This window comes from Ruegeria sp. I1, from assembly GCF_056532675.1.
The window spans coordinates 68,191-92,451 of sequence record NZ_JBQFNM010000001.1 but is presented as its reverse complement, the minus strand read 5'-3'; the positions used below and the strand labels follow the sequence as shown (position 1 = coordinate 92,451).

Below are 24,261 nucleotides of genomic sequence, written 5' to 3'. Positions count from 1 at the left end.
TGTCTCCCCTCAGATTTCGTCAGCGAAATGTTTCATGACAAGGCGGATCGGGTTCGGGGCCGCCTGCCCCAGACCGCAGATCGAGGCATCGCCCATGACCTGACACAAGTCCTCAAGCAGGTCCTGATCCCACTTGTCTGCCTGCATCAGTTTGACCGCCTTTTCGCAGCCTGCCCGGCAAGGCGTACACTGGCCGCAGCTTTCGTCTTCGAAGAAGCGCAGCATGTTCAGCGCCGCATCGCGGGCGGTGTCCTGATCGGATAGAACCACCACAGCGGCCGAGCCGATGAAGGTGCCATGCGGTTGCAGCGTGTCGAAATCCAGAGGAATGTCATCCATCGACGCGGGCAACAGACCCGACGAAGGACCACCCGGCTGATACGCTTTGAAGGTTAGCCCTTCGGCCATGCCACCGGCAGCCTCAATCACATCCAGAATGGTCGAGCCGGCGGGCAGCAGGTAAACACCCGGCTTCGCCACACGGCCAGAGACCGAATAGCTACGCAGTCCTTTGCGACCATTCTTTTTGGTACTGTTGAGGCATTCCGGCCCCTCTCGGCACACTTTGGTGACCCAATACAGAGTCTCAACATTGTGCACCAAGGTCGGGCAACTAAAGACCCCAACCTGCGCCACGAACGGAGGACGATGACGCGGCAGGCCCTTCTTGCCTTCGATCGACTCGATCATCGCGGATTCTTCACCGCAGATATAGGCACCGGCACCCCGGCGCAGGTCGATGTAGCCTTCTTCGACGATCCCTGCCTGCTCCAACGCGGCGATTTCACGACGCAGGATTTCCAGCACGGCCGGGTATTCGTCGCGCATGTAGATGAAACACGTCTCAGCCTCGACCGCCCATGCGGCGATCAGCATGCCTTCGAGGAAGACATGCGGCGTGCGCTCCAGATAGTAACGGTCTTTGAACGTGCCAGGCTCGCCTTCATCGCCGTTCACGGCCAGATAGCGCGGGCCTTCATTCATGCGAACAAAGCCCCATTTCTTGCCCGACGGGAAGCCAGCACCGCCCAGACCACGCAGGCCCGAGGACAGAACGTCTTCCTGCACCTTCTCCCAATCGCCGCCCTTGCGCAGCTCTTTCAGCTTGGCATAGCCGCCTTCGGCCTCATAGGTCGCGAAGGTTTCGTAGTCAGGCAGATGTGCATGGGTGTCATCGGCAGCAATTGCAGCCTGCACCTTTTCGGGGGTCGCATGGTCAATGTGGTTGTGGCCGATCTCAAGCACCGGAGCGGTGTCACAGCGGCCCATGCAAGGGGCGCGGACAACACGAACCTCGGACGGGTCCAGTCCGTCTTGCAGCGCTTTTTGCAGCTGCTGGGCACCGGCCATCTCACAGGACAGAGAATCACAGACGCGAATCGTCAGCGCGGGCGGAGGTGTCTCGTCTTCTTTCACTACGTCGAAATGAGCATAGAAGGTCGCGGTCTCATAGATTTCAGCCTGTCCAATCCGCATCTCGACCGCCAGCGCAGCGATGTGGTCGGCGCTGATATGGCCATGTTCGTCCTGAATCAAATGCAGAAATTCGATCAGCAGGTCGCGGCGACGCGGGCGGTCGCCCAACAGGCGCGCGATTTCGGCCTGCGCCTCGTCCGAGAATTGACGGCCTTTGGGCGTGTGCCGCCCTTTGCCTTTACCTGACTTCCAGACGCCCTTTGGTGCGCCTGATGGCTTGGTATCTAATGGTGCCATGATGCCCTCCGATTAAGGCCCCGTGTCTCATCAGACCAGCATATCGTCAAATCGCATTTGGCTATCGCACGATAACGACACCTTATCACCGCAAAGAGGTCACCACAGAGCGCAGCGCTTGTATGGTTGGCAATTCGGGATCTCGGCTCAGGGTCGCCAGACAAATCGGCTTACTGACCACCGGATCGACCAAGGGCAGCACTTTTGTACCCTTCAGTTCGCCCAGCGCACGCACCAGAACCCGTGGCACAACGGTCGCCGCTAGCCCTTCACGAGCCATCACCATCGAGGCCGTGAAGCCGCTGGTTTCAGCCACGACATCCGGATGCAAACCTTGGTCCGCGAAAATTCGATCCAGAATACGACGGTTCTGCATTTGTGGCTCCAACAGGCTGAGCGGGAACTCGGCCACGCGCGCCCATGGGATCGGGTCGGTTTCAGCGGTCATATGCGACGGCACCAACAGCACATAGGTTTCTTCGTATAATGACTGCACCTGCCGCAGATCGGTACCGATACTGTCGCCATAGGTGATGCCCGCGTCCAGGCTGCCCTCATCCAGCCGGTGTTGAATGGCGGTGGCTGACATGGTTTCGATCCGTGTGATGATGCGGGGATGCGCGTCGCGCAGCCGCTTGATCAGGCGGCCCGTAAAGGCAATGGCGGTCGGGATCACGCCCAGGATCAGCGTCCCGGTAATCTCGCCCTTTGCGGCCAGAACCTGTTGCTCCAAAGCTTTGGTATCGTCGAGAATACGCCGGGCCCGCAGGACAATCATCTCACCCTCTTCGGTCAGACCCTGAAACCGGTTCGCGCGACGTACAATCGAGACGCCAAGCCGATCCTCAAGATTTCGGATTCGCATCGAGAACGCAGGCTGCGAGATCCCGCATTCCTCGGCCGCCTTGGCAAAGTGACGATGCCGCGCAAGGGCGCTGAGCAATTGCAGGTCGCGGATTTCAATCATGTAGTGCAGTCTCGGATCATGGCTTGCCCCTTACACTAGCGGGCTCTGCGCCCGAGCGGAATGCATGATGCGTTCAAGCCATAAGCAAGCTGTTCCATCAGACCGATGTTACGGGCATTCCATATCGGGACACACTAGACAAATACGTGCGTCCGTAAGAACCTGTGCGCAAACAATATCCAGGGAGATGCTTTAATGAAACTGATTGCGGGTACGGCATTAGCCGTCATTCTGTCCTCGACCCATGCCTTTGCCGCAGGGGAATGCGCGACAGGTAAGACCCTTACGGATGGCACGCTGACAATCGCCACCGGAAACCCGGCCTATTATCCTTGGGTGATGAATGACGCACCCGAAAGTGGTGAAGGGTTTGAAGCTGCCGTTGCCTACGCCATCGCCGAGAAGATGGGCTTTGAGGCCAACAGTGTCACTTGGGTGCGCACCAGCTTTGACGAGGCCATCCAGCCCGGGGCAAAGAACTTTGATTTTAACATGCAGCAATATTCGATCACGCCCGAGCGCGAAGAGATGGTCGATTTCAGCCTGCCCTATTACACGTCCGCAATGGCGGTTCTGACCACGCAAGGTGTGGTGGATGCAGGAGCCGAGGCAACGCTGGACAGCTTGAAGGGACTGAAATGGGGCGCAGTCGCTACGACCACCGCGATACCGATGTTGAATGACGTGATTCAGCCCGCAAGTGATCCCCTGCTTTACAATGACAATGCAGATGTGAATGCCGCGATCATGGCCGGCCAGATTGATGCTGCCCTCTACGATCTGCCCACGGCCTTGTATCTGTCAGCGGTCGTGGTTGAAAACGGGGCATTGCTGGGGCAGTTTTCACCCGATCAATCAGAAAGCCCTGATCAATTCGGCCTTTTGATGGAGGACGGCAATCCACTCAAGGAATGCGTCAACGCTGCCATCTCGGAATTGGTTGATAGCGGAGAGCTTGCCGCCATCGAAACCCAATGGCTGTCCGAAGCCACCGGAGTTCCGGTTATCCAGTAAATGAACGACGCGTCACTACAAAATCCACCCGAACCCCAAGGTTCGGGCCCAACACGCCGCGAGCTCTATGAGGCTGGGGTCAGGCGACGCTTCAACCGTATCGCCCTGATCTCAACGGTCAGTGTGGTCCTTGCGCTGATCATCCTGATCCCGCTTGCCCCCGGTTGGGAGGCTGTTCAGCGCGCCTTTTTCAACGGCAGGGTCTTTGCAGCGACCTTTCCCGGCTTGCTGGAAGCCTTTGTGCTGAACGTGATGATCTTTGCCTGGTCCGCACCGTTGATCGCAGTGACGGGTTTGATGATCGCACTTTGCCGGGATACGCGCGCACCCGCGCTGTTTCCTTTGCGCCTTTTCGGGATCGCCTATACCGACATTTTCCGCGGCTTGCCTGTGGTTCTGGTGATCTACATTATCGGCTTCGGCGTCCCTGGGCTGGGCCTACCGCGGCCATGGAATAGCCCTTATATCTGGGGCACCCTGGCGCTGGTTCTGGTGTATTCGGCTTATGTGGCCGAGGTGATCCGATCCGGCATCGATTCGATCCACCAGTCGCAACGCTCTGCTGCGGCCTCGCTGGGGCTAAGCGCGCAAGACACCATGCGCTTCGTGGTGCTGCCGCAGGCCATCCGCAACGTGGTGCCTGCCAATATGAACCTGTTCATCGCGCTGCAAAAAGACGTGGCGCTTTTGTCTTTCATCGGACCGGTCGAGGTGTTTCGTCAGGCTGGGGTCTACAAATCGCTCTATGCGAACTTCACACCCTATGTAGGGGCCGCGCTGATCTTCCTTGCGCTGACCATCCCCGCAACACGCTATGCCGATTACCTCATGAACAAACAGAACCGGGCGCGAACATGACGGCGAAGCTGAGTTTACGAGGTGTGCGCAAACGGTTCGGTGATCATGAGGTTTGCAAAGGCATCGATCTTGATGTGGCCGAAGGGGAAATGGTCTGCCTGATCGGGGCGTCCGGGTCTGGCAAATCCACGCTGCTGCGCTGCATGAACCTGCTTGAGCCTGTCGACGACGGCACGATCTGGCTGGACGGCAAGGATATATCGGAACCCGGGCTGGATCCTCAGCCCGTGCGCCAGCAGATTGGCATCGTGTTTCAAAGCTACAACCTGTTTCCCCATATGACGGCGGTTGAGAACGTGATGCTTGCGCCACGCCGCGTGCACGGCCTCAGCCGGGACAAGCTGCGCCCAGAGGTCACGCAGCTTTTTGCCCGCTTCGGGCTAGAAGACCGGATGCAGCACTATCCCGATCAGCTTTCAGGCGGACAGCAGCAGCGCGTAGCAATCATCCGGGCGTTGGCAATGCAGCCGCAGATCATGCTGTTTGACGAAATCACAAGCGCCTTAGACCCCGAACTTGTCGGCGAAGTGCTGGACGTACTGCGGGACCTGCATCAGCAGGGTATGACCATGGTGCTTGCCACCCATGAGATGGGATTTGCCCGAGAACTGGCAGACAAGGTCTGTTTTCTGGACGCAGGTCGCATTCTGGAACAAGGCACACCCGAACAGCTGTTTTCCCAACCACGCGAGCCGCGCACCAAGGCCTTTCTGTCGCGCGTCCTATGACCCTATGCATCATGATGCGCTGGGTGATCTCAGCACCAATCGCAATGCCCGTTGCGAGACTTTAGGTGTTGAACAGAAAGTGCATCACATCACCATCTTTGACGATGTAGCCTTTGCCCTCAGCCCGCATCTTGCCCGCCTCTTTCGCACCCTGTTCGCCATTCGCGGCAATGTAGTCGTCATAAGCAATGGTCTCGGCCCGGATAAAACCCTTCTCGAAATCGCCGTGGATCACACCCGCGGCCTGCGGTGCGGCAGTGCCGGTGCGGATGGTCCAGGCGCGGGCCTCTTTCGGGCCAACGGTGAAATAGGTTTCTAGTTTCAGCAGGTCGTAGCCTGCGCGGATCAGGCGGTCGAGGCCGGGCTCTTCCAGACCCATCTCTTCAAGGAACATCTGGGCCTCATCCTCTTCCAGAAGGCTGATCTCTTCTTCGATCTTGGCGCTGATGATGACATGGGAATTGCCCTGCGCCGCCGCCATTTCGGCGACCTTGGCTGAATACTCATTCCCTACGGCCGCTTCTTCTTCGGAAACGTTGCAAACATAAAGCACCGGCTTGGTGGTCAGCAGTTGCAGCATCTTCCAGGCCTTGGCGTCCTCGGCAGATACCGCGACCAAACGCGCAGGTTTGCCGTTTTCCAACATCTCTTGCGCCTCTGCCAGCAAACGGTCCTGCTGCTGCGCCTCTTTGTCATTGCCCTTCAGCTTGCGCACCAGATTGACGCGGCGCTTTTCGATGCTTTCCAGATCGGCCAGCATTAGCTCGGTCTCAATCGTGTCCGCATCGGCCACCGGATCAACGCGTCCATCCACATGAGTCACATCGCCATCTTCGAAACAGCGCAACACATGGGCGATGGCGTCTGTCTCACGAATATTGGCCAGAAACTGGTTGCCCAGCCCTTCGCCTTTTGAGGCCCCCTTCACCAGACCTGCAATATCCACAAAGGTCATGCGCGTCGGGATGATCTGCTTGGAAGACGCAATCGCTGCCAGCTTGTCCAACCGGTCATCCGGCACAGCCACATCACCGACATTGGGTTCGATTGTGCAAAACGGGAAATTCGCAGCTTGCGCTGCAGCTGTTTTGGTCAGCGCGTTAAACAGGGTCGACTTGCCGACATTCGGCAGACCCACAATTCCCATTTTAAAGCCCATGATGGCCTCCTGAAGCGATGTGACGGCGTCTTCTATGCATCTGAGTTAGAATGCGCAAGCAATAGCTCGGGCCTGCGAAACGTGGGGCCGATAGGTCACATCACAAAACTGTTCCCCAATCGTGTTCTTGTACCAATTGAAAAATACGATTTAGGGTAGCCACTTAGCGCATGTAGACATAACGATTGAAGAACTCCGGCTATGAAGACTTTCCTTTTCGCGTCCTTGATTGCACTTTCCACCCCGGCAGTTGTGCAGGCCCAGACCGTGATCTTTGGGGCCGGCTATGCAGATTATTCTGACAGTGCGTCGGTGGATCAGGGCATTGTATCCCTTGAATATCAGCATCGCCCCTTCCATCAGGCAACCCGGTTCAGTGCGACCTGGGGTGCGGCCCTTTCGGTTGACGAAGACGGCGATACCCATATCGGCGCAGGCCTCGTCGGCATCTACAATCTGAATGACCGCTGGTTCGTCGAAGGCAGCGTGATGCCCGGCTATTACAACGAAGGCAACGATCTGAACGATCTGGGCGGCAATTTTCAGATCCGCAGCTTGCTGGGGCTGGGCTATACCTTAAATGGCGGGAACAAAGTGTCGGTGGCGATCACTCACAAGTCCAATGCCAGCACAGAGGAATTCAACCCCGGCGTAAACGCGGTGCTCGTGCGGTATCATCTGGGCTTCTGAGCCGATCAGACCCGGGCGGGATTGATTTTCGGGTAAAGTTTCTGCACATCAGGTTCAAACCTGACTGCTAGGACACCCGATGACCCGTATCGACACGAAGTTCGCCGCCCTGAAAGCCGAAGGCAAGAAAGCATTTGTTGCCTATATCATGGCGGGCGATCCCGACTATGACACCTCGCTAGAGGTGGTCAAAGGCCTGCCTGCGGCAGGCGTCGACGTGATCGAGCTGGGCCTGCCCTTTACCGACCCGATGGCGGATGGGCCCACCATTCAGGCCGCGGGTCAACGGGCGCTGGATCAGGGCATGACGCTGAAGCGCACCCTCGACCTGGCCCGCAGCTTCCGCGAAACAGATGACACCACACCGATTGTTTTGATGGGCTACTACAATCCGATCTACAGCCACGGTGTTGATGCCTTTCTGGGCGACGCTAAAGCTGCAGGCATTGATGGGTTGATCGTCGTGGACCTACCGCCGGAAGAAGATGACGAGCTCTGCCTGCCGGCGCAGGCTGCGGGCCTGAATTTCATCAGGCTCGCCACACCCACAACCGATGATAAACGCCTGCCTCGCGTTCTGCAAAACACCTCTGGCTTTGTCTATTATGTGTCGATTACCGGAATCACTGGCGCGGCTGAGGCTGAGGCTACTAATGTCGGCCCCGAGGTCGCGCGGATCAAATCCGCAAGTGACCTGCCCGTGATCGTGGGTTTTGGGATCAACACACCCGAAAAATCGCGCGCCATAGCATCGGTTGCAGATGGGGCTGTCGTGGGCTCAGCGATTGTAAGCCAGATCGGCGCGGGAAAACCCGTGCCTGAAGTGCTGGAATTTGTAAAAACGCTGGCGGATGGTGCGCATTCCGTCTGACTTTAATCACCAAGAACAAAACCGAAGCCGCAGTCAGCCCCTACTGACTGCGGTTTTTCGTTATACGGGCATGTCCATCAACCGCAATTATCCAGCGTTGCGATCTTTGATGCGAATTGGTAAAGAAAACAAACCAATCCTTCAGGGGCCGGACAAATGCCAGTCATCACCACCATCGACGACCTAAAACGTATCTACGAACGGCGCGTGCCGCGCATGTTCTATGACTACGCCGAAAGCGGCAGTTGGACTGAACAGACCTTTCGCGAAAACAGCTCGGACTTCGAACAAATTCGCCTGCGCCAGCGGGTCGCTGTGGACATGGCCGGGCGTTCAACCGCGTCTCAGATGATCGGGCAAGATGTCGAGATGCCCGTAGCGCTTGCGCCGGTAGGTCTGACCGGAATGCAGCATGCTGATGGCGAGATGAAAGCGGCCAAGGCAGCCGAGGAATTCGGTGTCCCGTTTACGCTATCGACGATGTCCATCAATTCGATCGAAGATGTCGCAGAGTATACCAGCACACCTTTCTGGTTTCAGCTCTACACGATGAAAGACACCGACTACGTCAACCGACTGATCCAGCGTGCAAAAGATGCCAAGTGTTCGGCGCTGGTGATCACGCTGGACCTGCAAATCCTGGGTCAGCGGCACAAGGATCTGAAGAACGGATTGTCCGCCCCGCCAAAACTAACCGCCAAAACCATAGCAAACCTGATGACCAAATGGTCCTGGGGCCTTGAGATACTGCGCGCCCAAAGGCGTGAGTTCGGAAACATCGTCGGCCATGTCGAAGGCATCTCGGACGCCTCCTCACTGGGCGCTTGGACCGCTGAACAATTTGACCCCAGCCTGGATTGGTCAAAGGTTGAAAAGCTGATGGAACAATGGGGCGGCAAGGTGATCCTCAAAGGCATTCTGGATGCCGAAGATGCAAAAATGGCCGCCAAGCTGGGGGCGGATGCTATCGTTGTCTCGAATCACGGCGGTCGCCAACTGGACGGCGCGCTCAGTTCAATCCGGATGCTGCCCGAGATCATGGACGCCGTCGGTAGCGATATCGAGGTGCATCTGGACAGCGGCATCCGATCTGGGCAGGACGTCCTGAAGGCGTTGGCCCTGGGCGCAAAAGGCACCTATATCGGGCGCGCCTTTGTCTACGGACTGGGCGCAATGGGTCAAAAGGGTGTGACAACAGCGCTCGATGTCATTCAGAAAGAACTTGATACAACCATGGCTTTGTGCGGGGAACGCAACGTTTCGGATTTGGGTCGGCACAATCTGCTGGTGCCTCAAGACTTTGGTGGCCGCTGGCAAAACTGACGAGTCATAGGGGCTCTGCCCCCGTCGCCCTTTCTGGGCGCCTCCCCCGGGATATTTATAGCCGGATGAAGTCTGGATTCTTCATTCACCTGGCTAAAAAATATCCCGGAGCTTGAGGCAGAGCCTCGCAAGAAAACAGACGCTGCAAAAACCCCTTTCCAAACCCAATGAATCAAGCTAAGGACGCGGCTTCACGCGGGCATACAGCCTTGGAGGATGCCCGCCCTAACATTGGAGAATTATCATGGCTGGAGAGATTCCTGATCTCGTAGCTCTGGAACGGACGGGGACAGGCAAGGGCGCCGCTCGTCAGGCGCGCCGCGATGGCATGGTTCCGGGCATTGTGTTTGGTGGCGATAAAGAGCCGCTGCCGATTCAGATCCCGTTCAACGAACTGTTTAAACGCCTGAAGGCTGGCCGGTTCAAGTCGACCCTTTGGAACCTGAAGGTTGACGGTCACGAAGACGTCCGCGTCATTTGCCGCGATGTTCAGCGTGACGTCGTCAAAGACCTGCCGACCCATCTGGACCTGATGCGCCTGCGCCGGACCACCAAAATCGCACTGTTCATCCCCGTTGAGTTTATCAACGAAGAAGCAGCCCCTGGAATCAAGAAGGGCGGCGTTCTGACCGTTGTGCGCCCTGAGGTCGAACTGATGTGTACCGCTGGCGAGATCCCCGAGAAGATCACCGTTGATCTTACTGGCATGGAGATCAACGACGTTGCCACCATCTCGTCGGTTGACCTGCCCGCAGGCACCAAGCCGACAATCGACCGGGACTTCGTGATCGCCAATGTGTCAGCGCCGACAGGACTGTCGACCAGCGACGATGAGGAAGAAGGCGAAGAAGTGGCCGCGGACGAAGTAGAAGTCGTCGGCCAGGAAGAAGCTGAAGAGTAAACCCGGGCCCAAGAGTTCGGACTTGAAACGGGGCCCTTTGCGGGCCCCGTTTTCTTTTGGTCGGGCTGGAAACACGTGCAATTCCGTGCCATCAACCCACTGCGCTGTACAAGGACGAGAAAATGAAACTGTTTGTCGGACTGGGGAACCCGGGCTCGAAATACGCCCGCAACCGACACAATATAGGTTTCATGGCTTTGGATCGAATTGCCGAAGATCATGGCTTTGGTCCTTGGAAATCAAAGTTCCAGGGTGAGATCGCCGAAGGACGTTTGGGTACAGATAAAGTACTGCTGCTAAAGCCGCAGACGTTCATGAACCGTTCAGGCCAATCGGTTGGCGAAGCAATGCGCTTCTACAAACTTGAATCCACGGATGTGACCGTCTTTCACGATGAGCTGGATCTGGCCCCGGGCAAAGTCCGGGTCAAGGCGGGCGGCGGTCACGCTGGTCACAACGGATTGCGGTCGATCCACGACCACATTGGGGCGGCCTATGACCGCGTGCGCCTGGGCATCGGCCATCCTGGTCGCAAAGAGATTGTATCGCCTTACGTACTATCAGATTTTGCCAAAGCTGAGGCCGAATGGCTGGACAATGTACTGCGCGGTGTCTCAGACGGGGCTGAACATCTGACAAAGGACGAGGGTGGCAAATTCATGAACGCCGTTGCGCTGCGTACTGCACCGGCACGATCCTCCAAGTCGCCTCCGGCCGACGACCCCACATCTAAGCCCGTTGAAAAACCCGAACCAGTTGCAGATGACCGGACGGCCATGCAAAAGCTGCTGGATAAATTCAAATAGTCCTGATCGCGCTTTCCGTTACGTCTTGATTGCGCAATGCGCCCTGCAACGCTCCTATGTAACCGAAACAGGGAGGGTTGCATGAGAACTGTGATCAAATGGCTGCTGCGCATCACTTTGGCCTTGGTGCTGGCTGCAATTGCGGTTGGGGTCTGGAAGCGTGAAGAGATTCAACGCTTGATGGCGGTGAACTCTTTGTTTTCCGAAGAGAAGATCGTTCACAACTTCTCGCACATGGATGAGGCGTTTCTGACCGCCCCCCTGCCCCGTGGAAACGGACCAACTTGGGAATTGCCCTATGGGGCTGGCTTTGACCTTCCCGATGGCACAGATGAATGGGTTGACGAACGCGCCGTGACATCTCTGCTGGTCATGCAAAACGGTGAGGTTCGGTTTGAAGAGTACTATCTGGGCACTGGCGCAGATGACCGGCGGATATCTTGGTCGGTTGCAAAAAGCTATCTGTCGGCCTTGTTCGGCATCTTACTGAGCGAAGGCGCAATCACCTCGCTGGACGATCCTGTCGTGCAATATGCCCCGCAGTTGAAAGGCAGCGCCTATGACGGCGCAACGATCCGGAATGTGCTGAACATGGCCAGCGGTGTAACCTTTGACGAAGACTATCTGGACCCAAATTCAGACATCAACCGCATGGGCCGTATCGTTGCGCTTGGCGGGGAACTGGATGATTTTGCCGCGTCGCTCAATGAGAGTTTCGCCCCTCCGGGGGAAACCTATCAATATGTTTCGATCGATACCCATGTGTTGGGCATGGTGATCCGCGGGGCCACTGGGCGCAGTGTTACCGACCTGCTGACCGAAAAGATCATTCAGCCCTTGGGCCTAGAGCATGACGGCTACTACGTGACTGACGGCGCTGGCGTGGCCTTTGTCCTGGGTGGGTTGAACTTCACCACGCGTGACTTCGCCCGCTTTGGCCAGATGATCTTGCAAAACGGCGTACACAATGGACAACAGCTGGTTCCGGCGGACTGGATCGCCGCATCAACAGCCGCGTCATCACCAACCAAACCGGGCAAAATCGGCTATGGCTACCAATGGTGGATCCCTGTTGGTGCCGAAGACGGTGAATTCATGGCGCGCGGCGTTTACGGGCAATACATCTATTTTGACCAAGCCCGCGACGTTCTGATCGTCACGACCGGCGCAGATCGGCGATTCCGCGATCCGGGCGTCAGCGAAGAAAATATTGAAATGTTTCGCAGCATCGCCCAAAGCCTGTAAGATGGCCATATGCAGAAACAAGACAGCGTCAATGTTCTGGGGGGCGTTCTGGCCCCCTGCTCACGCGATCCTCTGACCGGGTTTTTCCGGGACGGGGCTTGCAACACATGCCCCGAGGATCAGGGCAGCCACACGGTCTGCGCCGTCATGACGGCTGAATTCCTGGCCTATTCCAAGTATGTAGGCAACGATCTCAGCACGCCGCGCCCCGAGTTTGATTTCCCGGGCCTTAAACCCGGTGACGGCTGGTGCCTTTGTGCAAGTCGTTTCCTGCAGGCCTATGACGAAGGCTGTGCCCCGATGGTGCATCTTGAAGCAACACATCAGCGAGCTTTGGAGATCGTTCCGCTCAAGGTATTGGAAGCCAAGCGCGCTGACTAAGATAGTTATATCGCCACTGCGCGATATCCACGGGATGTGCGCGAAGGCGGGCCGGTTGGAAAACCGTGCTCTGCCTCCAAACCCCACCCTGATTGTGCCAGCAATTTTGCCACCACATCCGGACGATAGGTCCGGTGGCGCCACTGCAGCCATATGATCGCATTGCACCAATGCGGTTTGCTTACGACCAGCCACAGCGTCGCTCCCGGTGCAGCCAACTCGCGCATTTGACGCAGTGCATCGACCGGATCAGTACAGTGTTCCAGAACATGCGCCGCTAGGATACAATCATAGGGCTGAACGGCCTTGAACTCTGACAGCCAGTTTCTCGCGACCGCTGCATCAATTCCGCGCCGAGCGAGGGCACCCTTTGCCCGAAACAACATGTTCTCTGATGGCTCAAGCAACGTGACGGAACCGTGCGGTTGTACAACGGCACGCGCCTCGGCAAAGGCACCGGTTCCGCACCCAACGTCCAACGCATTGTCGCCTAGATTCGCCGCCGGGTCCGCCGATAGAAACCCGAGATAGGCGTCGAAATAGCCAAGCAACCGCATCTTGTCCGCCCATCCGGGCGCTGCGGCATCATACTTCTGACCAAGCTGTTCGGACTTGATGGATTGAGACGGGTCGCGCATGGGCGCAACCTGACACAATTCAATCGAGTCTCATAGCTCCAAGGCTAGTCCGCCGTGCGGCCTTCGGTATCCGACATATCAAAGTTCAGATACTTGGCCACGGTCTGTACGTCCTTGTCTCCTCGCCCACACATGTTCATGCAGATCAGGTGATCTTTGGGCAGGTCGGGCGCGATCTTCATGACATGGGCCAGTGCATGGCTAGGCTCCAGCGCAGGAATGATGCCTTCGGTCGCGCAGCACAGCTGGAACGCCTCTAGCGCTTCTTTGTCTGTGATAGCGACATAGTTTGCACGACCGATATCGTTCAGCCATGAATGCTCAGGTCCGATGCCCGGATAGTCGAGACCAGCCGAGATCGAATAGCCTTCGAGAATCTGACCATCGTCATCCTGCAACAGATAGGTGCGGTTGCCGTGCAGCACGCCCGGACGTCCACCAGTGAGTGAGGCGCAATGTTCCATCTTTTCGTTCACGCCTTTGCCGCCAGCTTCGACGCCAATGATGTTGACGTCCTTGTCGTCGAGGAACGGGTAGAACAGGCCCATCGCGTTCGAGCCACCGCCAATGGCGGCGATGATCGTGTCGGGTAGGCGGCCCTCAGCCTTCATCATCTGCTCTTTCGCTTCCTTGCCAATGATCGACTGGAAATCGCGCACCATCGCCGGATACGGGTGCGGACCGGCCACCGTGCCAATGCAGTAGAACGTGTCGCGCACATTAGTCACCCAGTCGCGCAGTGCGTCGTTCATCGCGTCTTTCAACGTGCCACGACCTGAAGTCACTGGGATCACTTCGGCGCCCAACAGACGCATCCGAAACACGTTCGGGGCCTGACGCTGCACATCATGCGCACCCATGTAGACGATGCATTTCAGGCCGAACTTGGCGCAGACGGTGGCGGTAGCCACACCGTGCTGCCCGGCCCCTGTTTCCGCGATGATCCGGGTCTTGCCCATGCGGCGCGCCAGAATGATCTGGCCCAACACGTTGTTGATCTTGTGAGCGCCGGTGTGGTTCAGCTCATCGCGTTTCAGATAGATCTTCGCGCCGCCCAAATGCTGCGTCAGACGTTCCGCATAATACAGCGGCGACGGGCGACCCACGTAGTTGGCCCACAGATCATCCATTTCGGCCCAGAAGGTGGGATCATCCTTGGCCTTTTCATATTCCTCTTCCAGCGAAAGGATCAGCGGCATCAGCGTCTCGCTGACAAACCGCCCGCCGAAGATGCCAAAGCGGCCCTGTTCATCCGGACCGGACATGAAGGAATTGAAAAGATCGTTGGCCATGGGTGTCTCCCTCGTCGTACCTGATGTTCATAGGAGGTAGGTGCGGAATTTGCCATGGCAAAACGTACACTTTGCCTTAGGCTCTAATGACCGACACCGGACCCATTCTACAATCGAGGTTTGAGTCGAATCCTAGATCACTTGGCCTGCCGTTCTGCGATCCGACGTTCAATTTCACGCCGCAGTTCCAAGTTTTCATGCATCTGCCGTAGGGACGAACGATTGATCAAAAGAACTGTGACAGCCGCGCCAATCAATGCCGCCCCCAGTTCGAAGAAAAGATCAACAAACACATCGCTGACCAACTGGACCAACAAATCAGGATACCGAGCGACAACTAGCTTTGAGAGAACAATAAAAGCCACAGCGCTAAGAATTAACGCCACCAATCGCTTATCCTTACCAGTCTCACGCGTGTTAAGCAGATCGATCCGATCCGGATTCTCGGCAAAGAAATCAATGTCTTTCTCGGTAACAGTCTTCCGCTCGCCCAGAAGCAGTTCATATGGATCAGACATATTCTCCCCGACAGGCTGCGATGAACGCTTTAATCATGTCAGCGTCCTTTACACCGGGTGCCTTTTCAACCCCCGATGCGACATCAACCTGCCGTGCCCCGGTCATACGAATCGCTTCGCCAACATTATCCGGGGTTAGCCCACCGGCCAGCATCCAGGGTTTGCGCCAGTATTTGCGCCCGGCCAGCAGCCGCCAGTCAAACGCCAAGCCATTGCCGCCGGGCAGAACTGCATTTTTGGGGGCCTTCGCGTCGATTAGCAGCTGATCGGCGACCTCGCTATAGATATCGATTGAGGTCAGGTCCTCGGCATCGGAAATACCGATGACCTTTATGACGGGCAAACCATAGCGATCCTTGACCTCTTGCACCCGAGCGACTGTCTCGGCCCCGTGCAATTGCAGCATGTCGAACGGTGCAGCCTGCGTGATACTATCGAGCAGTTCATTCGTGGCGTTCACAACCAGCGCGACCTTAGCCACACCAACCGGGACATCGGTCACCAACCCGGCGGCCTGTTCGGGTGAAACATATCGTGGTGATTTTCGGAAAAAGTTGAACCCCAAGTACCGTGCACCAGCATCAACCGCGGCACGCACGTGATCAGGCGCGGTGAGGCCGCAGATTTTGACGGATATCTCGGCCATGGTGTAGGCTCAGCTCGCCTCGTCGAGAATGGCCAGAACTTCGTCTTTGTCTTCGTTCTGCTTTTTCTTGAGCTTCTTGACCTCGCGCTCAAGCTTGCGCACTTCGCTTTTCTTGACCGACGCGTCTTTGCGATGCTTGTGCTCGCGCAGCCATTCCCACAGGAAGCCGATGACCAGCCCGGCCACAACACCGCCCAAAACGACGATGAACAGCGGCAATGAGATGGACAGGTTAAAGCCCAGCAGTTCTGCCAAAGCGTCGGGCATCAGCTTCAGCTCGACCGAGCTGACATTGGCCAGTGAAATCGAGATCAGGATGATCCCCAAGCTGGCCAGAAAAGCATATCGAAGGTAGCGCATCATGGGATCAGGCTTTACCGTTCAATCGGTCCCTTAGCAACTTGCCGGTTTTAAAAAACGGTACAGATTTTTCTTCAACCTGAACCGTCTCACCGGTTCTGGGATTCCGACCCACACGTGCATCGCGCTTTTTCACGGAAAACGCGCCAAACCCGCGCAATTCTACTCGATCACCACGCGCCATGGCATCGGTGACTTCTTCAAATACGGTATTCACGATCCGCTCGACATCACGCTGGTAGAGATGTGGGTTTTCATCGGCAATCTTCTGAATCAATTCTGAACGGATCATTCGCGTTACCCTCCCAGGCGGCCAATATGTCAGGTCTATTGTTCTGACAGTATAGGGAAAAATCCGGATCAGGGGAAAGCAAACTATGGGCGCGGGTGCCTGAATTTGGCACAGACTCACGCGATTTTTTGCCAGTTCACCCGCTTTGTACACCTAAAGCGCGAACGATCAGCCGGATAGGTCGAAGAATCGGAACATATTGATTCGCAACAAAAACGGCCCCGCACGGATGCACGGGGCCGATTATCATGTTCAAGCTTGCGCCCTGAGTTTAGTCGCCGGATTTCAGCGCTGCACCCAGGATATCGCCCAGCGACGCACCCGAGTCGGAAGAACCGTACTGTTCCACGGCCTCTTTCTCTTCGGCAATCTCCCGCGCCTTGATCGACAGGCCCAGACGGCGGGTCTTACTGTCAACGTTGGTGACCCGGACGTCGACCTTGTCGCCGGTGTTGAAACGCTCAGGGCGCTGTTCGGCACGATCACGCGACAGGTCCGAACGACGGATGAACGACTTCATGCCTTCGTACTCAACCTCGATGCCGCCATCTTCGATCGCGGTGACCTCAACGGTGATAATCGAGCCACGCTTCACGCCGCCCACGGCTTCGGCGAACTTGTCACCGCCCAGGGCCTTGATCGACAGCGAGATACGCTCTTTCTCAACATCCACTTCCGAGACAACAGCCTGTACCACATCGTTCTTGTGGTAGTTCTGGATGGCGTCTTCGCCACGCTCGTCCCAAGACAGATCCGACAGGTGAACCATGCCGTCGATGTCGCCTTCGAGGCCAATGAACAGACCGAATTCGGTGATGTTCTTGACTTCGCCTTCGACCTCGGTGCCCTCGGGGTGTGTTTCTGCAAACACTTCCCATGGGTTGCGCTGAGTCTGTTTCAGGCCCAGAGACACGCGACGCTTGGCGCCGTCGATTTCCAGAACCATGACGTCGACTTCCTGGCTGGTCGAAACGATCTTGCCGGGGTGGACGTTTTTCTTGGTCCAGGACATCTCGGATACGTGCACCAGACCTTCGACACCGGCTTCCAGCTCGACGAACGCGCCGTAGTCGGTGATGTTGGTGACGCGACCCTGATGGACCGAGCCCAGCGGGTACTTGGCAGCAACCAGATCCCACGGATCTTCCTGCAGCTGCTTCATGCCCAGGCTGATGCGGTGGGTCTCTTTGTTGATCTTGATGACCTGAACCTTGATGGTTTCGCCGATCGTCAGGATCTCGGACGGGTGGTTTACACGACGCCATGCCATGTCGGTGACGTGCAGCAGGCCGTCAACGCCGCCCAGGTCAACGAATGCACCGTATTCGGTGATGTTCTTGACAACACCCTCGACGGTCTGACCTTCGGACAGGTTGCCGATAACTTCGGCACGCTGTTCGGCACGCGATTCTTCCAGGATGGCGCGGCGCGAAACAACGATGTTGCCACGGCGGCGGTCCATTTTCAGAATCTGGAACGGCTGCTTCAGACCCATCAGCGGACCAGCGTCGCGCACGGGGCGAACGTCAACCTGCGAGCCGGGCAGGAACGCAACTGCGCCACCCAGATCGACGGTGAAGCCACCTTTGACGCGACCAAAGATTGCACCTTCGACGCGCTGGTCGTCGGCATATGCTTTTTCCAGACGGTCCCATGCCTCTTCACGGCGGGCCATCTCGCGCGAGATGACGGCTTCGCCACGGGCGTTTTCTGCGGCGCGCAGGTAAACTTCGACCTCGTCACCTACAGCGATTTCAGGGGCTTCGCCGGGATTTGCGAATTCTTTCAGATCAACGCGGCCTTCCATTTTGTAGCCTACGTCGATGATGGCTTGGCCGGCTTCAATCGCCAGAACCTTACCTTTGACGACAGAACCCTCTTCGGGTGTGTCCATTTCGAAGCTTTCGTTCAGGAGGGCTTCGAATTCCTCCATAGATGTATCAGCCATGTGGCGTCGTTTTCCTTTACAGTACGTTTTTGCTGGCCGAGCGGTTGTCTCCGCCGGTCTTGTTTCATGATGTCGTCGGGCGTGATCCGGTGCGCCCCTGAGCAAACAAACACAAAGGGCCGAGGTAACCCGGCCCTGCTCAGAAACGTCATCCGGGCGTTGACCGCCCATGTATCGACAGCGCGCGTATAGGCGGATTTCAGTGCGGACGCAAGGGCAAAGCCCATATTTTCATGGCCCAGGGGAATCCGGGCGCCCTTGTGCAATCAGACAGACTGGGTCCAGACTTTCGAATCCTTTTGCAGCATCGCCTGCTCGACCGCGTTCAACCGTCCAATCGCAGCTAAGGGGTATTTGGCACCGTCAATTCGGTTCCAGATTTTCAGGGCCGAGCTTGGGCTCCACGGCAGACAGGCCTGTGCCAGCCAGCGCCGTAACGGTTGCGGCAAGTTATCATAGGTCTGCATAGGCGACGCCTGTCGGCGACGCCGTTTCAAATCACTCCGCAGATTGCGGTCAGTGCCGGGTCGGTATTGGGGTCTCGGTTGCCTCATGACGTAATGATATTACATTTCTCATCACAGGCTGCAACACGGATTGATCACCTTACCAAGTCATAGAGTGGGGCACTTGGCGCTCAGAGCACCAGTGCTTGACAAATGCCCCCTGTCACCCGCCGCAAACACCCTAGAAAAGCTGCAAATCCTTGCTGCCACTTTGAATTTCGGCAAGATTCGGCATGTTCTGGATCGCCACAGGCGCAGGCACCTGCCCGGGCATTGCCACCGTCGCCGCAGCAACGGCCTTGTCAAAGGCGGGTTTATCCAGTTCTCCCCGAATATCGCGCAACAGAGTTTTGTGGTCTGGCATGGTGCGCAGAATCTGCGCAAGGTCCACCTTGGCCCCCTTCCACCATTGGAACCAGATCGGCTTTTTCAGCGGGCGTATCCGGTCGCGTATCCCCGCGCCATAGCCTGTATCGTAGACCTGCTTGCCTAGCAGAACCGTCTGATAGACGCGGAAATTGAACAGGGTTGCGAACTCGATATCATGTTCCATTGGCAGGCGGCGTTGCCACAGCTCAAGGTTCTCGGCCAAACGGTCCGGTATCTTCATCTCGGTGCGCGCATCAATCCAATATTGGTCATCTGTGCGATTGCCCAATCGGTAATGCAGGCAGATGAAGTCCAGAACCTCATCATACAGCTTGTTCATCTGGCGATTATATCGCGCCCGCAAAGACGGCTCGATATCGCGCGTGGGCAGATGCTCGGCGAACCAGCGGATGGCATGGTCGATCATATGGATCGCGGTGCTTTCAAGCGGTTCGATAAACCCACCGGACAGACCAATCGCCAAACAGTTCTTAACCCAGGCATTGCGCACCCGCCCGATGCGCATCGGGATAACACGTGGTGTCAGACCCTTGCCGCTGTCGCCCAGCCATTCCAGATACTCATCCGCCGCCTGATCATCAGTCCGATGCGCCGATGAGAACACATAGCCCGTCCCAACCCGATTGTAGAGCGGCACGCGCCATGTCCAGCCCGCGCCCAGTGCGGTCGACCGCGTGACGCTTTCGATCTTTTCCGGATCGGGATGTTCGATCTGTAACGCCATGGCGCGGTCATTCGGCAAATAGTCCGAATAGTCCATGAACGGCTCGCCCAGAGCCTGGTTGATGATCAATCCCCGGAATCCGGTACAGTCGATGACCATCTCAATGTCGTGCCGCCCTTTGCGCTCCAGCATCAGATGGCTGACATTGCCCTGCTCGTCCAGCTCGACCGACTGCACCTCATCCTGAATGTGCTCCACACCACGCTTGGTGCAGACCCGCGTGAGCATGCCCGCAAACTTTACCGCGTCCAGATGATAGGCATAGCCAAAGCGCTGTTCGAACTCAGGCGCACCCAAAGGCCGCGCACCTTTGCACAGGCGGGCCAGATCATCATGAGGCGCGATTGACTGCGTAAAATCACGATCCCCATTGCCGAACCGCAGAAAGTATTCCGCGGCCTCGAGCCCTTCCAGCAACTGCCCATGGGCAAAGGGGTTCACGTAGTCGATACGGTTTCCCTTGGCATCCTTATTCCAGTTGCAAAACTTCACGCCCAGCTTGAACGAAGCGTTGGTTTCACGAAAGAAATCCCGCTCGGAGATCCCCGCCTGGCGCAATGTGACCGGCATGCGGGGCACCGTCGCCTCGCCCACACCGACGGTCGAAATATTCGGGCTTTCGATCAGGCAGATACGCGGACGATCCTTGGTTGCGGAGGTGCGTGAAAACACCATGTCCAGGATCAGCGCAGTCATCCAACCCGCCGTACCACCACCGACGATGGTGATCTTACTCAAACGATTATTCATATTTTCTGTCCCTGTTGGCTTTTGGGATTCTGTAACCGCCTCCCCATTTATTGAGGTTGTTTGGCGGCTTTCCCATTTAGCTTGCAGGAGACTATAGCAGCTTTCCTGCATCCAGCTAGGGTCTTTGGGATGGGGCCATCAAAGAGGATGGGGGATCGCCAATTGCGTTCAGATTTCTTCGCCCTTCTTCAACAGCTCTTCGAGCAACTCGCGCTGCAAGTCATGACTGTCGCCGCCGCCAAACTCGGCCGCACCACCTGTGTACAGAGTGCCATAGGTGATTGCGATGTTCACAGTCTGGGCCAAACCCGAAATCAACTGATCCTTATCCAATCGGGACAACGGATGGATAAACGCCGCCCAGAGTGTGCCATTGGCAATAGCGTAGCGGGCATCCAGCGTACTGTCGAAATTTGCCTGCATCATGCGCTGCAGGTCTGCGTGCGACAAATCTTCGGCGCTGCCAATCGCAACCAAAGCCCGCATCCGATCCAGTGTCGTATCGGTGACAACCAGCACCGTCTGTTCTGATATCGTCAGCTGAAAGCCCGGTCCAAACGGCTGCGCCTCGGGGTCGAGCGCGAAGAGGATCTTGCCCAGACGCTCATATGTCATCGCAGGTTCGACATCTGGCTGCTCTGGCTGAGCCTCCTGCGCCATCAGGCTTCCGGCGGCGAGGAACAAAATCAGGGCTAGTCGGATCATGGCGTCTCTCCTGCTGGCATAGGGTGAACATATGGCCAGATGTTTCGCATGACCAAACAAAGCTTGGTGAACAGCACAAGCCTGCAATCCGACAAGTTGTACGATCTGCAAGTAATCGCGACCTATCTGCGATTAAACGTCCAACCACCCTTGCCTAGCTATGTTTCATCGGTCGCCACAGTGATCGACTTGAACCCAAAGCAACAAGGAAACGCACAATGAAAACTCGATTTTTGACCGCCCTCGCAGCTGCCATTGCCCTCACCACACCGGCCTTTGCAGCGGATGAAATCAATGTCTCGAACGGCATCTCAGCCGCAGGTGCGCCGCTGGCTGCCCACGGCGTTGATCTGGTCGCACTGGTCAATAACGGCAACCCGGTCGAAGGCTTCGCGACCCATACAGCAACTTATGATGGCGCATCATACTATTTTACCACCGCCACAAACCTCGAAGCATTCGAGGCGAACCCGACGGCGTATCTGCCGCAACACGGCGGTTTCTGTTCGTTTGGCGTATCGGTCGGCAAGAAGTTCGATGGCGATCCGGATCAATACCTGATTGCCGATGGCAAGCTGTACCTGTTCTTGAATGCTGATACCCGCGCCGCCTTTTTGAAAGATGTTGCTGGCACCGCAAAAACGGCGGACGATCAGTGGGCAAACATTCAAAGCATCGCAGTTGGCGATCTGTAAACTGCGCCTTGCTGCCCGCGGCTTTAGTCAGCTGCGGGCAGTTTTGCGTTGATCGCGGCCAGGGCTTGGTTCAAAGCGGCCTCGATGCTCAGATCTGTGGTATCCAGCATCACGGCATCTTCGGCCGGTTTCATCGGCGCTGTACTACGCTCGGCATCGCGCGCATCGCGTTCTTTCACATCCGCCAGAACCTGATCACGGGTCACGTCAGCGCCTTTGGCTTGCAGCTCAAGAAACCGACGCTCGGCCCGAACCTCAGCACTTGCGGTGACGAACAGTTTCACCTCGGCATGTGGGCAAATCACAGTCCCAATGTCCCGCCCATCCAGTACGACACCGCCTGCCCGCCGGGCAAAAGCGCGTTGAAAATCGACAAGTGCGGCGCGCACGTCAGGGATCACAGCGACTTTTGACGCTGCCTGCGCTATCTCAGCCGTGCGCAGGTCGCCCTGATCTAAATCCTCGGCCGTCAATGTCTGTGCGGCGTCTACCGGATCGACGCCCCGCAGAGTCTGTCGCCCAACCGCGCGATAGAGCAGTCCCGTATCCAAATGCGCAAACCCAAAATGCGCCGCAACCGCCTTTGAGATTGTGCCTTTTCCTGCTGCTGCCGGGCCATCAATCGCGACAGTGAAGCTGTAGGTCATCGCCCGGCTCACTGGTTGTTTCTGACAAGCCGCGCCCCAAGGCCGGCCATCAGAGGTTCGAATATCGGGAAAGAGGTTGCGATTGGGCCAGCGTCATCAACTGTCACTGGGGTCTTAGCACCCATACCGAGGATCATAAACGACATGGCGATGCGGTGATCCAGAAAGCTCTCGCAGGTTTTGCCACCGGGCACGTTACCGATGCCCAGCCCTTCAACCGACCACCAATCATCGCCGTCTTCCACAGTGACGCCATTCGCGCGCAAGCCGCGGGCCATTGCGTCGATCCGGTCGCTTTCCTTCACGCGCAGCTCTTTCACGCCAGCCATCATCGTAGTGCCGGTCGCGTTGGCGGCCACAACGGACAGAACCGGATATTCATCGATCATCGAGGCGGCGCGTTCGGGTGGCACCTCGATCCCCTTCATATTTGGCGAATACTTGGCGCGCAGATCGGCAACGGGCTCGCCCCCTTCTTCACGTTCGTTCTCATAAGTCAGATCAGCCCCCATCTCGCGCAGCGTGGTGAACAGACCCGCACGGGTTGGGTTCAAACCAATACCAGGCACCAACACGTCTGAGCCGGGCGTGATAAGCGCAGCACAAACTGGGAAAGCCGCGCTGGACGGGTCGCGTGGCACGGCAATGACCTGAGGTTTCAACTCGGGGCGACCGGTCAGAGTGATCACGCGCCCCTCATCCGTATCCTCAACGGCGATCTCGGCCCCGAAACCCGCCAGCATCCGTTCGGAGTGATCGCGGGTGGCTTCTTTCTCGATCACCACGGTCTTGCCGGGCGCATTCAGCCCTGCCAGCAGCACCGCCGATTTGACCTGCGCAGACGGCACTGGCACTTCATAGCGCACCGGAACAGGCTCAGCCGCACCCACGATTGTCATCGGCAAGCGCCCACCGGAACGGCCCACAGATTGCGTGCCAAACAAGGCAAGCGGATCAGTAACCCGTGCCATTGGGCGTTTGTTCAGGCTCGCGTCTCCTGTGAACGTGGCCGAGATCGGACAGGTGGCCATGGCCCCCATGATCAGCCGCACCCCGGTGCCCGAATTGCCGCAATCGATCACCTGATCGGGTTCAGCAAAGCCACCAACGCCGACGCCGTGAACCGACCATTCGCCACCGCCGTGATCTGTCACCTCGGCCCCAAAGGCGCGCATCGCCTTAGCGGTGTCCAGAACATCCTCACCTTCCAGCAGGCCGGTGATCCGCGTCTCGCCCACAGCCATCGCACCCAGGATCAAAGACCGATGCGAAATCGACTTGTCGCCGGGAACCTCGGCCGTGCCTTGCAGCGGGCCGCAGGGATGCGAGGTCATCGGGATGGGCGTGCCGTGTCCGGACATGGGAGCTCCTGTTTTCGCTATCAATCCTCAGGCCGATTAGCGAATTGGGCGTGCAGGGTCCAGCGCCAAAGCCCCGGGTTGCAAGCTTGTTTCTTCGATTCTGTGCTAAACACCTGATTTGTGGTATACTGAA

27 protein-coding genes are annotated in these 24,261 nt (G+C 57.2%); 12 read left to right on the top strand and 15 right to left on the bottom strand.

Annotated elements, in window-relative coordinates; genetic code table 11:
- Positions 1–9 precede the first annotated feature (9 nt).
- Positions 10–1,713, bottom strand: coding sequence for an NAD(P)H-dependent oxidoreductase subunit E (locus ACR0DH_RS00480; protein WP_480546350.1), 1,704 nt, complete (start codon positions 1,711–1,713; stop codon positions 10–12).
- Between the two features lie 85 nt (positions 1,714–1,798).
- Positions 1,799–2,680, bottom strand: coding sequence for a LysR family transcriptional regulator (locus ACR0DH_RS00475; RefSeq protein WP_480546348.1), 882 nt, complete (start codon positions 2,678–2,680; stop codon positions 1,799–1,801).
- 195 nt (positions 2,681–2,875) lie between these two features.
- On the opposite strand from ACR0DH_RS00475, the gene ACR0DH_RS00470 reads away from it, so the two are divergent.
- From ACR0DH_RS00470 to ACR0DH_RS00460, 3 genes are read left to right on the top strand one after another with little or no spacing between them, the layout of a single operon-like run.
- Positions 2,876–3,694, top strand: coding sequence for an ABC transporter substrate-binding protein (locus ACR0DH_RS00470; protein WP_480546346.1), 819 nt, complete (start codon positions 2,876–2,878; stop codon positions 3,692–3,694).
- Positions 3,695–4,552, top strand: a complete 858-nt coding sequence (locus ACR0DH_RS00465; protein ID WP_480546344.1) for an amino acid ABC transporter permease — start codon at positions 3,695–3,697, stop codon at positions 4,550–4,552. It abuts the gene before it with no gap.
- Positions 4,549–5,280 carry an amino acid ABC transporter ATP-binding protein gene (locus ACR0DH_RS00460; protein ID WP_480541923.1) on the top strand — a complete coding sequence of 244 codons (732 nt, stop codon included), beginning with the start codon at positions 4,549–4,551 and terminating at the stop codon, positions 5,278–5,280. The genes ACR0DH_RS00465 and ACR0DH_RS00460 overlap by 4 nt, the downstream gene beginning before the upstream one ends.
- Positions 5,281–5,341: 61 nt before the next feature.
- Here ACR0DH_RS00460 and ychF read toward each other — a convergent pair whose 3' ends face one another.
- Positions 5,342–6,439 (bottom strand): redox-regulated ATPase YchF, encoded by a 1,098-nt coding sequence (gene ychF / locus ACR0DH_RS00455; protein ID WP_480546342.1) that lies wholly within the window; start codon positions 6,437–6,439, stop codon positions 5,342–5,344.
- Positions 6,440–6,640: 201 nt separating this feature from the next.
- Here ychF and ACR0DH_RS00450 point away from each other — a divergent pair, with 201 nt between their 5' ends.
- The 7 genes from ACR0DH_RS00450 to ACR0DH_RS00420 all read left to right on the top strand — a co-directional run bounded on the left by ACR0DH_RS00450 (position 6,641) and on the right by ACR0DH_RS00420 (position 12,656).
- Positions 6,641–7,129, top strand: a complete 489-nt coding sequence (locus ACR0DH_RS00450; RefSeq protein WP_480546340.1) for an acyloxyacyl hydrolase — start codon at positions 6,641–6,643, stop codon at positions 7,127–7,129.
- Positions 7,130–7,208: 79 nt separating this feature from the next.
- Positions 7,209–8,000 (top strand): tryptophan synthase subunit alpha, encoded by a 792-nt coding sequence (trpA, locus tag ACR0DH_RS00445; RefSeq protein WP_480541917.1) that lies wholly within the window; start codon positions 7,209–7,211, stop codon positions 7,998–8,000.
- A gap of 156 nt (positions 8,001–8,156) precedes the next feature.
- Positions 8,157–9,323, top strand: coding sequence for an alpha-hydroxy acid oxidase (locus tag ACR0DH_RS00440; RefSeq protein WP_480546338.1), 1,167 nt, complete (start codon positions 8,157–8,159; stop codon positions 9,321–9,323).
- A gap of 244 nt (positions 9,324–9,567) precedes the next feature.
- Positions 9,568–10,224, top strand: a complete 657-nt coding sequence (locus ACR0DH_RS00435; protein WP_170531146.1) for a 50S ribosomal protein L25/general stress protein Ctc — start codon at positions 9,568–9,570, stop codon at positions 10,222–10,224.
- Between the two features lie 122 nt (positions 10,225–10,346).
- On the top strand, positions 10,347–11,030 hold the full coding sequence (pth, locus tag ACR0DH_RS00430; RefSeq protein WP_480546336.1) for an aminoacyl-tRNA hydrolase: 684 nt from the start codon (positions 10,347–10,349) through the stop codon (positions 11,028–11,030).
- An 81-nt stretch (positions 11,031–11,111) separates the two neighbouring features.
- Entirely contained in the window at positions 11,112–12,275 is a 1,164-nt protein-coding gene (locus ACR0DH_RS00425) for a serine hydrolase domain-containing protein (RefSeq protein ID WP_480546334.1), read from the top strand.
- Positions 12,276–12,284: 9 nt separating this feature from the next.
- Positions 12,285–12,656: a DUF2237 family protein gene (locus ACR0DH_RS00420; RefSeq protein ID WP_480546332.1), complete on the top strand. Its 372-nt coding sequence runs from the start codon at positions 12,285–12,287 to the stop codon at positions 12,654–12,656.
- A 5-nt stretch (positions 12,657–12,661) separates the two neighbouring features.
- Here the strand turns inward: ACR0DH_RS00420 and ACR0DH_RS00415 are convergent, their stop codons facing one another.
- The 10 genes from ACR0DH_RS00415 to ACR0DH_RS00370 form a co-directional block, all read right to left on the bottom strand.
- Complete coding sequence (locus tag ACR0DH_RS00415; protein WP_480546330.1) at positions 12,662–13,294, bottom strand: class I SAM-dependent methyltransferase; 633 nt, start codon at positions 13,292–13,294, stop codon at positions 12,662–12,664.
- 44 nt (positions 13,295–13,338) lie between these two features.
- Positions 13,339–14,586, bottom strand: a complete 1,248-nt coding sequence (gene trpB, locus ACR0DH_RS00410) for a tryptophan synthase subunit beta (RefSeq protein ID WP_480546328.1) — start codon at positions 14,584–14,586, stop codon at positions 13,339–13,341.
- 137 nt (positions 14,587–14,723) lie between these two features.
- Positions 14,724–15,104 carry a hypothetical protein gene (locus tag ACR0DH_RS00405; RefSeq protein WP_480546326.1) on the bottom strand — a complete coding sequence of 127 codons (381 nt, stop codon included), beginning with the start codon at positions 15,102–15,104 and terminating at the stop codon, positions 14,724–14,726.
- Positions 15,097–15,750 carry a phosphoribosylanthranilate isomerase gene (locus tag ACR0DH_RS00400; RefSeq protein ID WP_480546324.1) on the bottom strand — a complete coding sequence of 218 codons (654 nt, stop codon included), beginning with the start codon at positions 15,748–15,750 and terminating at the stop codon, positions 15,097–15,099. Before ACR0DH_RS00400 ends, ACR0DH_RS00405 begins: the two co-directional genes overlap by 8 nt.
- Before the next feature lie 9 nt (positions 15,751–15,759).
- The gene (locus tag ACR0DH_RS00395; RefSeq protein WP_480547282.1) at positions 15,760–16,110 is read right to left on the bottom strand and encodes a lipopolysaccharide assembly protein LapA domain-containing protein; all 351 of its coding nucleotides are present in this window, start codon (positions 16,108–16,110) and stop codon (positions 15,760–15,762) included.
- Positions 16,111–16,117: 7 nt separating this feature from the next.
- Positions 16,118–16,402 carry an integration host factor subunit beta gene (gene ihfB, locus ACR0DH_RS00390; RefSeq protein WP_480546322.1) on the bottom strand — a complete coding sequence of 95 codons (285 nt, stop codon included), beginning with the start codon at positions 16,400–16,402 and terminating at the stop codon, positions 16,118–16,120.
- Between the two features lie 271 nt (positions 16,403–16,673).
- A complete protein-coding gene (rpsA, locus tag ACR0DH_RS00385) occupies positions 16,674–18,350 on the bottom strand; it encodes a 30S ribosomal protein S1 (RefSeq protein WP_480546320.1) in 1,677 nt (558 codons plus the stop codon).
- A 266-nt stretch (positions 18,351–18,616) separates the two neighbouring features.
- Positions 18,617–18,904, bottom strand: a complete 288-nt coding sequence (locus tag ACR0DH_RS00380) for a DUF6525 family protein (RefSeq protein ID WP_480546318.1) — start codon at positions 18,902–18,904, stop codon at positions 18,617–18,619.
- 133 nt (positions 18,905–19,037) lie between these two features.
- Positions 19,038–20,720 (bottom strand): tryptophan halogenase family protein, encoded by a 1,683-nt coding sequence (locus ACR0DH_RS00375; RefSeq protein ID WP_480546316.1) that lies wholly within the window; start codon positions 20,718–20,720, stop codon positions 19,038–19,040.
- Positions 20,721–20,888: 168 nt separating this feature from the next.
- Entirely contained in the window at positions 20,889–21,425 is a 537-nt protein-coding gene (locus ACR0DH_RS00370; RefSeq protein WP_170531161.1) for a hypothetical protein, read from the bottom strand.
- A gap of 48 nt (positions 21,426–21,473) precedes the next feature.
- On the opposite strand from ACR0DH_RS00370, the gene ACR0DH_RS00365 reads away from it, so the two are divergent.
- Positions 21,474–21,647 carry a hypothetical protein gene (locus ACR0DH_RS00365; protein ID WP_480546314.1) on the top strand — a complete coding sequence of 58 codons (174 nt, stop codon included), beginning with the start codon at positions 21,474–21,476 and terminating at the stop codon, positions 21,645–21,647.
- Positions 21,644–22,120 (top strand): YHS domain-containing (seleno)protein, encoded by a 477-nt coding sequence (locus ACR0DH_RS00360; protein WP_480546312.1) that lies wholly within the window; start codon positions 21,644–21,646, stop codon positions 22,118–22,120. Before ACR0DH_RS00365 ends, ACR0DH_RS00360 begins: the two co-directional genes overlap by 4 nt.
- Positions 22,121–22,143: 23 nt before the next feature.
- Here ACR0DH_RS00360 and cmk read toward each other — a convergent pair whose 3' ends face one another.
- Positions 22,144–22,767, bottom strand: a complete 624-nt coding sequence (cmk, locus tag ACR0DH_RS00355; RefSeq protein WP_480546310.1) for a (d)CMP kinase — start codon at positions 22,765–22,767, stop codon at positions 22,144–22,146.
- Positions 22,768–22,775: 8 nt separating this feature from the next.
- Positions 22,776–24,128 carry a 3-phosphoshikimate 1-carboxyvinyltransferase gene (gene aroA, locus ACR0DH_RS00350; RefSeq protein ID WP_480546308.1) on the bottom strand — a complete coding sequence of 451 codons (1,353 nt, stop codon included), beginning with the start codon at positions 24,126–24,128 and terminating at the stop codon, positions 22,776–22,778.
- Between the last annotated feature and the right edge of the window lie 133 nt (positions 24,129–24,261).

Coding starts and splice junctions, on each gene's coding strand:
- ACR0DH_RS00480 (WP_480546350.1), bottom strand. CDS start 1,713: ATGGCACCATTAGATACCAAGCCATCAGGCGCACCAAAGGGCGTCTGG.
- ACR0DH_RS00475 (WP_480546348.1), bottom strand. CDS start 2,680: ATGATTGAAATCCGCGACCTGCAATTGCTCAGCGCCCTTGCGCGGCAT.
- ACR0DH_RS00470 (WP_480546346.1), top strand. CDS start 2,876: ATGAAACTGATTGCGGGTACGGCATTAGCCGTCATTCTGTCCTCGACC.
- ACR0DH_RS00465 (WP_480546344.1), top strand. CDS start 3,695: ATGAACGACGCGTCACTACAAAATCCACCCGAACCCCAAGGTTCGGGC.
- ACR0DH_RS00460 (WP_480541923.1), top strand. CDS start 4,549: ATGACGGCGAAGCTGAGTTTACGAGGTGTGCGCAAACGGTTCGGTGAT.
- ychF (WP_480546342.1), bottom strand. CDS start 6,439: ATGGGCTTTAAAATGGGAATTGTGGGTCTGCCGAATGTCGGCAAGTCG.
- ACR0DH_RS00450 (WP_480546340.1), top strand. CDS start 6,641: ATGAAGACTTTCCTTTTCGCGTCCTTGATTGCACTTTCCACCCCGGCA.
- trpA (WP_480541917.1), top strand. CDS start 7,209: ATGACCCGTATCGACACGAAGTTCGCCGCCCTGAAAGCCGAAGGCAAG.
- ACR0DH_RS00440 (WP_480546338.1), top strand. CDS start 8,157: ATGCCAGTCATCACCACCATCGACGACCTAAAACGTATCTACGAACGG.
- ACR0DH_RS00435 (WP_170531146.1), top strand. CDS start 9,568: ATGGCTGGAGAGATTCCTGATCTCGTAGCTCTGGAACGGACGGGGACA.
- pth (WP_480546336.1), top strand. CDS start 10,347: ATGAAACTGTTTGTCGGACTGGGGAACCCGGGCTCGAAATACGCCCGC.
- ACR0DH_RS00425 (WP_480546334.1), top strand. CDS start 11,112: ATGAGAACTGTGATCAAATGGCTGCTGCGCATCACTTTGGCCTTGGTG.
- ACR0DH_RS00420 (WP_480546332.1), top strand. CDS start 12,285: ATGCAGAAACAAGACAGCGTCAATGTTCTGGGGGGCGTTCTGGCCCCC.
- ACR0DH_RS00415 (WP_480546330.1), bottom strand. CDS start 13,294: ATGCGCGACCCGTCTCAATCCATCAAGTCCGAACAGCTTGGTCAGAAG.
- trpB (WP_480546328.1), bottom strand. CDS start 14,586: ATGGCCAACGATCTTTTCAATTCCTTCATGTCCGGTCCGGATGAACAG.
- ACR0DH_RS00405 (WP_480546326.1), bottom strand. CDS start 15,104: ATGTCTGATCCATATGAACTGCTTCTGGGCGAGCGGAAGACTGTTACC.
- ACR0DH_RS00400 (WP_480546324.1), bottom strand. CDS start 15,750: ATGGCCGAGATATCCGTCAAAATCTGCGGCCTCACCGCGCCTGATCAC.
- ACR0DH_RS00395 (WP_480547282.1), bottom strand. CDS start 16,110: ATGCGCTACCTTCGATATGCTTTTCTGGCCAGCTTGGGGATCATCCTG.
- ihfB (WP_480546322.1), bottom strand. CDS start 16,402: ATGATCCGTTCAGAATTGATTCAGAAGATTGCCGATGAAAACCCACAT.
- rpsA (WP_480546320.1), bottom strand. CDS start 18,350: ATGGCTGATACATCTATGGAGGAATTCGAAGCCCTCCTGAACGAAAGC.
- ACR0DH_RS00380 (WP_480546318.1), bottom strand. CDS start 18,904: ATGAGGCAACCGAGACCCCAATACCGACCCGGCACTGACCGCAATCTG.
- ACR0DH_RS00375 (WP_480546316.1), bottom strand. CDS start 20,720: ATGAATAATCGTTTGAGTAAGATCACCATCGTCGGTGGTGGTACGGCG.
- ACR0DH_RS00370 (WP_170531161.1), bottom strand. CDS start 21,425: ATGATCCGACTAGCCCTGATTTTGTTCCTCGCCGCCGGAAGCCTGATG.
- ACR0DH_RS00365 (WP_480546314.1), top strand. CDS start 21,474: ATGACCAAACAAAGCTTGGTGAACAGCACAAGCCTGCAATCCGACAAG.
- ACR0DH_RS00360 (WP_480546312.1), top strand. CDS start 21,644: ATGAAAACTCGATTTTTGACCGCCCTCGCAGCTGCCATTGCCCTCACC.
- cmk (WP_480546310.1), bottom strand. CDS start 22,767: ATGACCTACAGCTTCACTGTCGCGATTGATGGCCCGGCAGCAGCAGGA.
- aroA (WP_480546308.1), bottom strand. CDS start 24,128: ATGTCCGGACACGGCACGCCCATCCCGATGACCTCGCATCCCTGCGGC.